Origin of the sequence: Paenibacillus sp., assembly GCF_035645235.1 — a bacterium.
Taxonomy (GTDB): Bacteria; Bacillota; Bacilli; order Paenibacillales; family YIM-B00363; genus Paenibacillus_AE.
In genome coordinates this window covers 1-12,385 of sequence record NZ_DASQMZ010000027.1, presented here as the reverse complement: position 1 = coordinate 12,385, position 12,385 = coordinate 1, and the positions used below count along the sequence as shown (strand labels likewise).

Genomic DNA, 12,385 nt, shown 5'->3' with positions numbered 1-12,385 from the left:
CGGGCGGCGGCAAAGCCGGCGGGGCCGGCGGCCGGGCGCGGGGCGCCGGCCGGGGCCGGTAGTGAAGCCGAGCGGTAATGGGAAACGCATAGCGGTTGTACGATCGGGGACGCCTTCGGGCGTCCTCTTTGTCGTGAGGAGGCTTGGCTGCGTTCGTCGGCGTCGCCGGCGGCGGCGACGCCGACGAACGCGGCAAAGCCCCCGAACCGGACGCGGACGACGTCGGGCGAGGGCTTTCGCCGCGTGGAAGCGCATGGATAGAGGCCGTTACCGTTACTCGAACGTCAGGCGGCGATTCGCGAAGCGGCGAAGGGCGTAGGCGTCGTGCGTAATGACGAGCGCGGCGCCGCCTCGCCCGGCGAACGTTGCGACCTGCGCCAGCAATCGGTCCGTCGCGGCGTAGTCGAGTCCGGCGGTCGGCTCGTCGAGCACGAGCAGCGCCGGCTGCAGTATGAGCGCCGAGGCGAGATTGAGCAGCCGCTGCTCGGCGACCGGCAGCGCGCGGGGGTGCGCGTCGAGCGCATGACCGAGCCCGAAGGCGCGCAGCGCCTCCTCCGCTCGGGCCGTATCCTCGGGGTGCGCGTCGAACGAGCCGCCGCGCGCGACGCGCAGGCCGAACGCGCATTCCTCGAGCGCGGTCTCCGCGACGAATTGCCGCTCGGGCCGCTGAAACACATACCCGACCGTGCAGGCCAGCTCGCGGACGGAATACGATGCGACGGGGCGCCCCAGCAGACGCAGCGACTCCGGCGGGGCGGGCAGCAGTCCGGCGACGAGCTTGCCGAACGTCGTCTTGCCGGCGCCGTTCGCTCCGACGACGCCGACGACGTCGCCCGAGCGCACGACGGCGTTCGTCTCGCGAAGCGCGAGTCGACCTCCGCTGCCCGGGTAGGCGAAGCGGAGGCCGAGCGCCTCCAGCACGACGCCGCGATCGGGCGCGGGCTGCGCCGGACCGGGCCCGGAGGCGGGGCAGGCGCCGCCCGAAGCGTCTTCCCCGGCTTCGAGGCCCACCGCCGGCAGGCAGCCGAGCCGCCTTACCGTCGACGCGTGCCGCGAAAGCACGTCTTCCGGCGTCCCGAGCGCGACGATCCGGCCGCCGTCGAGCACCGCGACGCGATCCGCTTCCGCGGCGGCTTCCCAGCGGGGAGACGTCTCGATCAGCGTCGCCCCGCCGCGGTGCAGCGTCCGCAGCGTTTCGGCCAGCGTCGCCGCGCCGTCCGCATCGAGATTCGCTGCCGCGTCGTCGAGCACGAGCAGCAGCGGCTCCATCGCCAGCGCCGCGGCGATCGCGACGCGTTGCTGCTGCCCGCCGGACAGCTCGGCCGTCCGCGCCTCCCGCAGCGCGCGCGGCAGCCCGACCGCCGAGAGCGCGCCGTCGATGCGTTCCTCGATGCGGGCCGGGGGCACGTTCATATTCTCGGGCCCGAACGCCAGCTCGTCCTCGACGACGTCGAGCACGAGGCCGGTTTCCGGATCCTGCGAGACCGATCCGATCCGGCCGGCGGCCTCCGCCGCCGTGTACCCGTCGACCCGCGCCGCCCCTCGGAGCCGAATGCGTCCCTCGAGCCGTCCGGCGTCCGGGTCGGACGCCAGCGCGCCGGTGACGAGTCGGCACAGCGTGCTCTTGCCCGAGCCGCCGGGGCCGACGACGGCGAGACGCTCCCCCTCTTCGACCGTCAGCGTAAGCTCGTTCAATGCGGGCGCCTCCGCCCCCTCATACCGAAACCGCACCGCTTCCAGCGTCAGAACCGGCCGGCGGTTCATCGACGGCTCCGGCGCGGACGCGGCGTTACTCGGCATGTCTACGGCTAATGGCGAACGATTTCAACAGCCCGGCCCGGGCGAGGGCGTCGCCGAGCCAGGTCGTGACGAGGCCGCAGAGGAGAAGCCCGCTGAGGCAGCGGACGACGAGCGCGCCGGCGAGCACCGGGAGGCCCCACTTCCAGTAGCCGAACATATACGCCGCGAAGACGAACCACAGCGGTACCGCGGCGACGCTGGCGAGCATGACGGCGCGGACGTCCCAGCGCTTGTACCGATACAGCGCGAACACGGCTTCGACGGCGAAGGCGTAACAGAGCGCGGCGACGTACGCGGACGCCATGCCGTAGCTCGTGCCGATCATCGACTGCACGGTGGCGCCGATCAGGAACGTCGCGAACGCGGCGCCGGGCTTGCGGATAATGTAGATCGCCAGCACCCCGTAAATCATATACACGCCCACGATCGTCGAGGTGGCGATCGGGCCTCCCGCGGCGGTGAGCAGCTTATTCACGAACGACGTATACGTCGTCATGACGCCGTTGGCGACGGCGAGGAGCGCCATTAATACAATGTCCAGCGTAGTGAAAGACTTGAGCTTCATCGAATCATTCCCCGTTTCATCAGAAGTAGAGTAAAGCAGAGCAGAGCAACGTTACGCCGTCAGGAAAACGGCAGCCGTCGCCGCGGCGGAGCCGACGATCAGCGCGAGGCCGGAGCGCGGCACGATTAACGTCCGCCGGTAGGTGCGTCCCGGGTGCAGCCCGAAGCCGCGCGCATCCATCGTCTCCGCCGTCTGCCGCACGCGGCGCACCGCGTTCGCGAACGCCGCGAAGCCGAAGCGGCCCCAGGCGGCAAGCTTTTCTCGCGGCCGGCGCCAGGTCGAGCCGCCGTACCCGCGCAGCCGTTGGGCCGCCCGTACGGCCTCCGCCTCCGCTTCGAGGATCGGCAGAAACCGAAGCGCGATCGAGACGGCATACGCGAACCGGTACGGCACGCGAAGCTGCTGGGCCAGCGCCAATACCGCGTCGCGCGGATCGGTCGTCGCGATCCACACGAACGAGGCGAGCACGAGGGTGAGCAGCCGCAGCGACACCGCCGCCGCGAAATCGAACGCCCCCGCCGAGACGACGATCGGCCCGAGCACGAACAGCGGCGGCCCGTCGTCCGGCAGCGCGAGCAGCTGCAGGAGAAAGTACGGCACGCCGAACCAGAACGGGATGCGAAGCCCTTGCCATAGCGCCTTCGGCGACAGCCCCGCGGCGATCGCCCCGAAGCCCAGTACGGCGAGCAGCAGCGCCCCTTGAAACGCGGCCGACCCTTCCCGCAAGCACAGCGCGGATACGCAGGCGAGCCAGACGAATTTCGACCCCGGATCCAGGCGGTGAAACCAGGAGGTCCCTTTCCGAAAAGAAAACAAAATCATACCGTCGTCCTCATCCCGCCTTCGCGATTCCTGAATCGAATGATACCTAGGTTTCGTTAACCAGTCAACACTAAATTTGGTTAACAATCCACATGTCTGAGGCGAAGCGGTTCGTGTTATAATTGCCGTACTTTGGAAAAAGGGGCGACGCGAATGGCAACGGATCGGCTGAAATATCCGATAGGCACGTACGAAACGCGGGAGGAGATCGACCTGCAGACGCGGCTTTCCTGGATCGAGGACATCGCGTCGCTGCCGCGCCTGTTGCGCGAAGCGGTCGAGTCGCTGCCGCCCGGGCGGCTGGACGAACCGTATCGTCCCGGGGGCTGGACGGCCCGGCAAGTGGTGCATCATGTCGCCGACAGCCACATGAACGCCTTCGTCCGCTTGAAGCTGGCGCTCACCGAGGACGAACCGACGATCAAGCCGTATCGCGAGGAGCGGTGGGCGGAGCTGCCCGACTCGCTCGGATTGCCCGTCGAGCCGTCGCTTCAGTTGCTGGAGGCGCTTCACCTGCGGTGGGCGACGGTGCTGCGCGGGCTTGACGAAGCGGCGTGGGCGCGCACGTTCATTCATCCGGCGTCCGGACGCACCGATCTGGCGAACCATGCGGGGTCGTATGCGTGGCACGGCCGTCACCACACGGCGCATGTCCGGCTGCTGCTCGCGTAAAGGGGCGAACCGCGGCTTTGACAGCCGCCGCCGGCCTATGGAAAAATAAAGACGGGAGGTGAGCCGATTGCAACGCGGCCGCATTCGCCACATGGCGATTTTCACGTTGAAGCACGCCGAAGACGCGCCGGAGACGGAACGGTTTCTTCGCGACGGACGAACGATCCTTAGCGCCATTCCGACCGTGGAGCGCTTCGAGGTCGTCCGCCAAATCAGTCCGAAAAATCCGTATCGGTTCGGGTTTTCGATGGAATTCGCCGATCAGGCGGCCTATGACGCCTATAACGAGCATCCCGCGCATGTCGACTTCGTCGAGCGTCGCTGGAAGCTCGAGGTGGAGTCGTTCCAAGAGATCGACTTCGCCGCGGAGGACCGGTAACGAAGCAAATTCCGCCCGGCGCCGAGGCTCCGGGACGATCAGGAAGGAGCGAATCGAGCATGGCCTTTACTTTGGAGTTAGGATCGAAGCCGCCTGCGTTCGCCTTGCCGGCGACGGACGGAAAGACGTATTCCCTCGCCGACTTCGCGGATGCGAAGGTGCTGGTCGTTTTCTTTACTTGCAATCATTGTCCTTACGTCGTCGGCTCCGACGAGATCACGCGCGCGACGGCGGAGAAGTACGCGCCGCTCGGCGCCGCGTTCGTGGGCATCAATTCGAACAGCGTCAACACGAAGCCCGACGATTCGTTCGAGCACATGGTCGCGCGCATGAACGAGCATCGTTTCCCTTGGACGTATTTGCACGACGAGACGCAGTCCGTCGCGAAGGCGTACGGGGCGCTGCGGACGCCGCATTTCTATGTATTCGACGAGGAGCGCAAGCTTGTCTATACCGGCCGCGGCGTCGACCAGCCGCGCGACACGAGCAAGATGACGGTGAACGACCTCGACAACGCGCTCGCCGACGTGTTCGCCGGCCGCCCGGTCGCCGTGCCGCTAACGAATCCGATCGGCTGCAACGTGAAGTGGGACGGCAAGGACGCCCATTGGATGCCGGTCGAGGCTTGCGACTTGGTGTAGCGGTTCCGTCCTTGCAATGCAGCGCAAAAACCGCAGACAGGCGGGACGCCGTCCGACGACGTCCCGCCTTAAGCATGTATGCGCGACTCGGATCAACGCCGCTTCGCGACGGAGAAGTTGTCGCCGAGCAGCAGCCAGTTCTGCGGGAAGGGGAGCCCGAGCTTCCAATAGCTGATGCCCCGCAGGCCCAGCTCCCGGATCAGATCGAACTTCGCCTGAATCGATCGGGCATCCTCGAACCACACCTCATGCGTACGCCCTTGGTCGTCGACGTATCGGAAGTGCGGCGCCTGGGCCGCGTAGTCGTACTCGATCGCGACGTTGCGCTCGCGCGCCAATGCGATCGCCGCCTGCGGGCTGAGCGCGCGCGCATACTCGCCGCCGGCGACGTACGGGAGCGTCCAATCGTAGCCGTATAAGTTCTGCCCCATCATAATTTTCTCGCCCGGCATTTCCGTCAGCGCGTATTCGAGCACGCGGCGCACCGGGCCGATCGGCGAGACGGCCATCGCGGGTCCGCCGCTGTAGCCCCATTCGTACGTCATGATGACGACGAAATCCGCGTACCGCCCGTGCGCCGCGTAATCGTGCGCCTCGTACCAGGCCCCTTGCTGCGTCGCGCTCGTCTTCGGCGCGAGCGCCGTCGACATGAGAAATCCCTCCCGATGCAATCGTTCCGAGGCGCGCGCCAAGAAGCGGTTGTATGCCTCCCGATCCTCCGGCCGCAAAAATTCAAAGTCGAAATGAATGTCTTGGAAGCCGTGCCGTCGAGCGGCCTCGACGATATTGTTCAGCATCGCCGTCTGCACCGTATCGTCGTTCATGATGATGCGGCCGAGCTCGGCGCTGAACTGTCCGCCTTCGAGGTTCGTCACGACCATCATGAGCGTCACGCGCTGCGCGGCGGCGATCGCCGGCAGTCCGCCGAGCGGCGGCGCGTCCAGCGAGCCGTCCCGCTGCACCTGAAAGCTGAAAGGCGCGAGGTACGTTAACCAAGGCGCCGCTTCGCGGGATGCGGTTTCGAGCGCCGGCGAGACGGATTCGCCTCGGGGCTCGACGTATGCGTTCGTCTCGACGCTGCGCTTCGCCGTCGGCGGGATATAGAGCCGCAGGCCGACCGGCAGCGTTTGGCCCGGGGACAAGCCGTTGACGGATGCGAGCGTCGCTGCGGGCACGCCGAACCGCTGCGACACCGCGTATAAGCTGTCGCCAGGCTGCAGCCAGTAATACGAGCCGACGATCGGGATGACGACGGCCTGACCGACGACGAGCGTCTCGCCGAGGGACAGCTGATTCGCCTCCGCGATGGTATTCGCCGGGACGCCGTACGCCTGCGACAGGCCCCACAGCGATTGCCCCGGCCGAATGACATGAATTTGCATGTACATCGTTCCTTCCGGATTATGTTTCTACATACGTATTCGGGAGAGAAACGATGGGTGTTTGCGGAGCGGAAAAATCGGTTCGGTTACGACGTTCGGGGGAAGGCGAACCGGAAAAATCGGGCGCGGCCGAGGCGGCGGGCGTCCGGCGGCGTCCGGCGGGATAGGATGCAGAAGAAAGCGCATCCTTTGCACGAAAATGGCGGTTGCGCAAAGACGCTTTCCGTGGGATTCTTGCAGGTAGTACCGTAATGAATCTACATAGATAGAAGGAACCTACTGTGAGGGAACCATTCTCGCTGCGGCTCCGCCTCGGACTGCAGATGAGTCCGATCGCATGGAGCAACTTCCGTTGGGATTTCGCCGCGGCGACGACGTTCAGCGTGTTCAACGTCGTCTTCAACCAGTTTTATTTGCCGATGGCCATCCAGCAGGGGGCGGGGAATCTTCAGGTCGGACTGCTTTCGGCCGCGCCGGCCATCGGATTGCTCTTCTCCCCGATATGGGCGAGCTGGATCGAACGGATGAACCCGAAGCCGTTCGTCATCTGGCCGAACGTCGTCGGGCGGGCGCTGCTGCTGCTGCCGGCCTGCTTCGGCCTGCCTTGGGTGTATGTCGCCACCGCGCTGGCGTTCCATCTGATGATGGGTATTCAAGCGCCGGCGTACGCTGCGCTGATGACGCGCATCTACCCGGCGCAGCAGCGCGGCCGGCTGATGGGATATGTCAGGGTGGCGATGGGGCTGCTCATGATCCCGATCGCCTATTGCATCGGGCTGTGGACGGATATCGCGGGGCCGACGGGTCCGCTGCTGCTCGCCAGCGCGACGGGGCTCCTCTCGATCTCGATGTTTTTCGGCGTGCGCGAGTCGGAGAAGGCGCCCTTACGCTCCCCAGCGGCGAGGCGGGCGTCGCTCAAGGAGCAATGGACCGTCGTTCGCGGCAATCGGCCGCTCGTCATGTTTTTGATCGCGACGACGTTTTCGGGCTTCGGCAACATCCTGGTGCAGCCCTTGTATCAAATTACGCAGGTCGAGTTGCTGCAGCTGACGAACGTCGAGATCGGCTACGCGCGGATGGCGTATTTTCTTTGCTTGATCGCAGGCTACCTCGCCGTCGGCTGGGCCGTCGACCGGTTCCCGCCGGAGCGGACGCTGACGTACGGGATCGCCGCGTTCGGTCTTGCTCCGCTGCTTTACGGCTTGTTCGGCAATTACCCGGCGGTCATCGCGGCCAGCGGCGTGCAAGGGATCGGCGACGCGATTTGGGATATCGGCATCCTGGCGTATGTATTCCGCATCGCCCCGGGCCGGGAGGCGGTCGTATTCGGCTTGCATTTGCTATTGTTCGGCATTCGCGGCTCGATCGGGCCGATTCTGAGCACCGCGCTGATCGGTACGATTCCGATTTCTTCGATATTATTGTTCGCCGCGGCGTGCGGATTTATCGGGGCGGCGATATTTTGGTATTACAACCGGCCCCGGCGCATGGACGCGCCTGCGTGAAGACGCTCTACCCCAGGTCTCCTAGAAAATGGACGACCCCCGTGCGCATCAGCGAACGGGGGTCTTATTATTCATTAGCGCAACCGCTATGTCGATTCCGAATGGTAACTTCATCAATCACGAAAACAACGAAAGCCCTGCCTCTCGATCGTCCTTGCGGCTCCTAGACCGCGCCAGTATGGATCCGTGTTTCTTCCAGCAGCCGTCAATGTGGAAAGTAGGAATGAAACTAGGATGGGAATATCCTATCAGAGGAATAAACATATGGGGTTACACTACAATTTTTAATATTAACACAAAACAGAAAATATATGCAAGAGTTATAAATTGAATTCTTCTATGATGCTCCGCACCGAACCGAGCTCCGCCATTGCGGCACCCGCGTACGTTTGCTCGAGCAAGAGCAGCATGCCGTCGAGCACGACGCGCCGCGGGAACGGCTTCCCCGCCTCCTCCTTCAACACATCGACCGCGACGCGAACGCGTTGCGAATTTTCCTCGTCGGCAAGGGCGGGCAGCGCGTCGAGCGCCGCATCCAATCGCCGCGCGGCGTCGGTGCCCTCCCGGACGACGACGCCGGGCATAGCCGCCTTAATGAAGGCGGTCGTAAGGATCGGCGGCTCCTGCCCCTTCCATACGCCGCGCGCGGCGTCGTCCAGGCGGGCGACGATCGTCTCCGCCAGCCGACGCGGCGGCAGCGCCGCGCCGTCCATGAAGATAAAGCCCATGTATTCGCGAATCAGCGAGGTGAGCAGCGCCGCTAGGTCGAAGGCGTACGGCTCGATGCGCGGACCGTAAACGACGATGATTTGATCGCGGTACCAGACAAGGAACCGCCCCCGCATGGCGACCAGAAGCGAGCGGACTTCCGCGTTCACGTCGATCTGCCCGCGTGAAAACAAGGACAGCAAGCTCGTGCTTGAGTGCAGGTCTTGGAATTGCGACATGATTTGTTGGACGAGTCCTTCCCGGGGATCGCGGCCGTATCGCTCTGCCGCTTCCGCCGCCCGGTTGAACATTCGGTCATAATAGTCGGTTACGGCGGAGAGCAAAAGATCTTCTTTCGATTTGTAGTAAAAATAAATTCCGCCTTTGGCGATCCCCGCCTCGTCGGCGATGTCTTGAATCGTCGTCTGGTGGTACCCTTTGGCGGCGAACAACGCGACGGCGCTTTGCAAAATCAACGCTTTCTTATCCACCATGTAACCCCCTGCGGCATAATTTGACCGTTCGGTCAAACGGTTATATAATCATGAGCGTGAATTGATACCGCGCTTATTCAAAGCGCAATTCCATTGTAACATAAAACTTGACTTATCGGTCAAGTTTAAAAGAGGGGGCTAAGGAATGCCATCGGCTAAGGAGCAACAGGGAATAAATAAATCCTTGGTACTATGCGGACTGCTTATGGGCATGTTTTTCAGTGCATTGGAACAGACGATCGTCGGTACGGCGATGCCGACGATCATCTCGGAGCTGCAAGGCTTCGAGATTTTCGCATGGGTCACGACGGCATACTTAATCACGTCGACCGTCGTCGTGCCGATCGTCGGCAAGCTGTCCGATTTGTACGGCCGCAGGTATCTCTATTTGATCGGGGCCGTCGTCTTTTCGGCCGGCTCCGCGCTTTGCGCGACGGCGAACACGATGGAGATGCTGGTGCTGTACCGGGCGGTGCAGGGCATCGGCGGCGGGATGCTCATGCCTCTGTCGCAGACGATCATCGGGGATATCTTCACCGCGGAGCAGCGGGCGAAGTGGCAAGGCGTCTTCGGCGCGGTCTTCGGACTCAGCTCCGTGATCGGTCCATTCATCGGCGGCGTCATCGTCGATACGGTCGGCTGGCATTGGATTTTCCTCATGAACGTTCCGTTCGGCATCGTATCCGCTTGGATGATCTTCCAGGGAATGAAGCGAGAGATCGTCGCCAAGTCTGACGGCGTGACGATCGATTACTTCGGGATTTTCACGCTCGTGCCGGCGCTCATCCTGTTCCTCTACGCCCTTACGTTCGCCGGGGACCAATTCGCGTGGACGTCGACCGAAAGCTTCTTGCTCTTCGGCGGTGCGCTCGTCTTCGCCGCGTTGTTTCTGTTCGCGGAACGTCGAGCGAAGGAGCCCGTTCTAGACTTGTCGCTGTTCCGCAACCGGGTTTTCGCGGTAACGAACGCGCTCGGTTTCCTGCTTGGACTCGGCATGTTCGGCGCGATTATGTTTGTGCCTTTATTTATGCAAGCCATCCTCGGGGTCTCGCCGACCGAGGCGGGTTCGACGATGACGCCGATGATGATTTCCATGATCGTCGCGAGCGTGCTCGGGGGTCCCTTGCTGCTCCGCGTTCCATACCGAACCGTGCTTGCGATCGGCATGAGCGTGTCGGCATTAGGATTTTATCTGGTGAGCACCATGGGGCTCGAGTCGTCGCAATGGATCGCATACCTCTATATGGTCGTGCTCGGTTTCGGCATGGGTCTCGTCATGCCGACGCTGATGATCGCCGTACAGAATGAGTTCCCGAAGGGGCGGCTTGGGCAAGTGACTTCGGCGTCGACGTTCTTTCGTTCGATCGGCGGCACGATCGGCATTACGGTGCTGAATGTCGTCATGAACCATGCGCTGAAGACGAATCTCGACCGGGAGGGAGCGGCGCTGGAAGCCGGAGGCGAAACGGCGGTGCCCGAAGCTGTGCGCTCGATGCAGGCGAACGGCGTCGACCTGTTCAGCGTCATGGTGAACCCGGGGCGCGCCCCGATGGAGGAAGACTTGCGAGCCGCCGTCATGCGGTTCATTCAAGAAGCTTGGTCTCATTCGTTCACGACCGTATTTCTTATCGGCTTGGCGTTCGTCGCGGCGGGTATCGTCGTATCGCTGTTTGTCGGAGGCAAGCGGATCGAACGCGACAAGAAGCCGGGCGGGACGCCCGGGAAGCTGGGAAGGGACGAGTCGTTCCGATAATTCGGCGACTTCCGTCGGCGACAGAGGCCGTTCGAGCTGGGGCGCGGACGGCTTTTTCCCGCGTGTCCAAAAAAAATCGGAATGTCTTCGTTTTGTCAATAAAAATTCATGCAAAATTAAGGTACATCGTGTATCATTATTTCATAGAGTCGTAAACTGGGAGATGATGGAATGCGAACATTTATCGAGATTCAAGAGCGGATCGTTCCGGTCTACTCCGACGAGGTGCAGGGTACGAAGAAAATCAAGCTTCTCTCCCACGCGCTGAAAGCCAAGTCGTTGCACGGCCGCAAGGCGATCAAGCAATCGCTCGATTCTTTGATCAGCATCGAAATCGTCGATTCCGACGCGATCTTGCATACGCTCGACGAACAAGACTCCATCGCGTTGTCGCTTTATTAATAGCATCGAATCGACCTTCGTCCGGCTTCCCGTCTTTATGGCAGGGGAGTTTTTTTATGCGCCGAGAGCTTCCTCCGATGGATTGTCGGAGGAAGCTTTTTTGTTTCCGGCGGCTCCTTGTTTTTGTCAATTTCACTTTACACGCGTTAAATTTCGACACATATTGACGTGCGTCAACATAAATTGACGATTTGTCCACAACCAGAATTACCCTATTAAATAAGCAATAAGTTAGTGCTCGTTAACGTGACGCGGAAGGAGCGGATGATCCTATCGGCCCTCGATATCGTGCACGAACGAGGCATTCGGCGGTTGACGACGGAGCGGCGGTCGACATGCTCATCCAATTGGCGAAGAAAGAAACGGAATAATCCCAAAGGATGGCGGAACAGCGGGCAGGAACCGATGTATGCACGAACAAAGGCTCGTCAACGATGATGATAAACAACCACATCATTCGAGGAAATGTATTTGCGCCGCGGATGAAGTCGTTCCCTTCCGTTCATCCTATGGGCGAGGAGGGGTATCATGGATTGGATGTCTTCGGCGTTTTGGTCGGCGTTGCTGACGATTATCGTCATCGACCTCGTGCTCGCGGGCGACAACGCGATCGTCATCGGCTTATCCGCCCGCACGCTGCCGCGCCAACAGCAAAAGAAGGTCATCTTTTGGGGGACGGTCGGCGCCGTCGCGATTCGATCGGCGTTAACGCTTGTCGCGGTCTATCTGCTCATGGTGCCGGGATTGATGGCGGTCGGCGGGCTGCTGCTGATCTGGATCGCTTACAAGCTGATCGCCGAGGACAAGGGCCACGGCGACGTGAAGGAAGCGGCCACGTTCGGGGAAGCGCTCCGTACGGTGCTGATCGCCGATACGGTCATGGGGATGGACAACGTGCTGGCCGTCGCCGGGGCGGCGCACGGCGATTTCCTGCTCGTCGTGCTGGGGCTCCTGATCAGCGTGCCGATCGTCGTCTGGGGCAGTACGCTCATCCTGCGGCTCGTCGAACGGTTTCCGGTCATTATTTACGTCGGCGGCGGGGTGCTCGCCTTCACGGCGGCGAAGATGGTCGTCGGGGAGAAGCTGTTTGGCTTCTTCGACGGCAACTTCGTCCTCACATGGGGCTTTACGATCGCCGTCGTGGCGGGGGTGCTGTTCGCGGGGTATTTGAAAAGAGGAAAAGCGGCGGCGGCTTCCTAATCGGAAGCGCGCCGCTTTTTTTCGTTCGGACGCCGCCTGCGGGGAGACGATCTTGGGCGGGA

At 62.5% G+C, this 12,385-nt stretch carries 12 protein-coding genes; 7 read left to right on the top strand and 5 right to left on the bottom strand.

Going from position 1 to position 12,385, the window contains the following annotated elements:
* Positions 1 to 273 precede the first annotated feature (273 nt).
* Genes VEZ38_RS02585 through VEZ38_RS02575 form a run of 3 tightly spaced genes read right to left on the bottom strand, consistent with a single transcriptional unit; the run spans position 274 to position 3,187 of the window.
* Complete coding sequence (locus VEZ38_RS02585; RefSeq protein WP_324891659.1) at positions 274 to 1,764, bottom strand: ABC transporter ATP-binding protein; 1,491 nt, start codon at positions 1,762 to 1,764, stop codon at positions 274 to 276.
* 25 nt (positions 1,765 to 1,789) lie between these two features.
* Positions 1,790 to 2,365 (bottom strand): ECF transporter S component, encoded by a 576-nt coding sequence (locus VEZ38_RS02580; protein ID WP_324891657.1) that lies wholly within the window; start codon positions 2,363 to 2,365, stop codon positions 1,790 to 1,792.
* A 51-nt stretch (positions 2,366 to 2,416) separates the two neighbouring features.
* The gene (locus VEZ38_RS02575) at positions 2,417 to 3,187 is read right to left on the bottom strand and encodes an energy-coupling factor transporter transmembrane component T (RefSeq protein ID WP_324891655.1); all 771 of its coding nucleotides are present in this window, start codon (positions 3,185 to 3,187) and stop codon (positions 2,417 to 2,419) included.
* 153 nt (positions 3,188 to 3,340) lie between these two features.
* On the opposite strand from VEZ38_RS02575, the gene VEZ38_RS02570 reads away from it, so the two are divergent.
* The 3 genes from VEZ38_RS02570 to VEZ38_RS02560 all read left to right on the top strand — a co-directional run bounded on the left by VEZ38_RS02570 (position 3,341) and on the right by VEZ38_RS02560 (position 4,879).
* Complete coding sequence (locus VEZ38_RS02570; RefSeq protein ID WP_324891653.1) at positions 3,341 to 3,859, top strand: YfiT family bacillithiol transferase; 519 nt, start codon at positions 3,341 to 3,343, stop codon at positions 3,857 to 3,859.
* 67 nt (positions 3,860 to 3,926) lie between these two features.
* Positions 3,927 to 4,238, top strand: coding sequence for a Dabb family protein (locus VEZ38_RS02565; protein ID WP_324891651.1), 312 nt, complete (start codon positions 3,927 to 3,929; stop codon positions 4,236 to 4,238).
* 59 nt (positions 4,239 to 4,297) lie between these two features.
* The gene (locus VEZ38_RS02560) at positions 4,298 to 4,879 is read left to right on the top strand and encodes a thioredoxin family protein (protein ID WP_324891649.1); all 582 of its coding nucleotides are present in this window, start codon (positions 4,298 to 4,300) and stop codon (positions 4,877 to 4,879) included.
* A 92-nt stretch (positions 4,880 to 4,971) separates the two neighbouring features.
* Here VEZ38_RS02560 and VEZ38_RS02555 read toward each other — a convergent pair whose 3' ends face one another.
* A complete protein-coding gene (locus tag VEZ38_RS02555) occupies positions 4,972 to 6,261 on the bottom strand; it encodes a glycoside hydrolase family 18 protein (RefSeq protein ID WP_324891647.1) in 1,290 nt (429 codons plus the stop codon).
* A 281-nt stretch (positions 6,262 to 6,542) separates the two neighbouring features.
* Between VEZ38_RS02555 and VEZ38_RS02550 the strand changes: the two genes are divergently transcribed.
* On the top strand, positions 6,543 to 7,766 hold the full coding sequence (locus VEZ38_RS02550) for an MFS transporter (RefSeq protein ID WP_324891645.1): 1,224 nt from the start codon (positions 6,543 to 6,545) through the stop codon (positions 7,764 to 7,766).
* Between the two features lie 320 nt (positions 7,767 to 8,086).
* On the opposite strand, the gene VEZ38_RS02545 is transcribed toward VEZ38_RS02550, so the two are convergent.
* Complete coding sequence (locus VEZ38_RS02545; protein WP_324891643.1) at positions 8,087 to 8,965, bottom strand: helix-turn-helix domain-containing protein; 879 nt, start codon at positions 8,963 to 8,965, stop codon at positions 8,087 to 8,089.
* A 148-nt stretch (positions 8,966 to 9,113) separates the two neighbouring features.
* On the opposite strand from VEZ38_RS02545, the gene VEZ38_RS02540 reads away from it, so the two are divergent.
* The 3 genes from VEZ38_RS02540 (at position 9,114) to VEZ38_RS02530 (ending at position 12,323) form a co-directional block, all read left to right on the top strand.
* Positions 9,114 to 10,721, top strand: coding sequence for an MDR family MFS transporter (locus VEZ38_RS02540; protein WP_324891641.1), 1,608 nt, complete (start codon positions 9,114 to 9,116; stop codon positions 10,719 to 10,721).
* 171 nt (positions 10,722 to 10,892) lie between these two features.
* On the top strand, positions 10,893 to 11,123 hold the full coding sequence (locus VEZ38_RS02535) for a 3-dehydroquinate dehydratase (RefSeq protein WP_324891639.1): 231 nt from the start codon (positions 10,893 to 10,895) through the stop codon (positions 11,121 to 11,123).
* Between the two features lie 528 nt (positions 11,124 to 11,651).
* Positions 11,652 to 12,323, top strand: a complete 672-nt coding sequence (locus tag VEZ38_RS02530; RefSeq protein WP_324891637.1) for a TerC family protein — start codon at positions 11,652 to 11,654, stop codon at positions 12,321 to 12,323.
* Positions 12,324 to 12,385 lie beyond the last annotated feature (62 nt).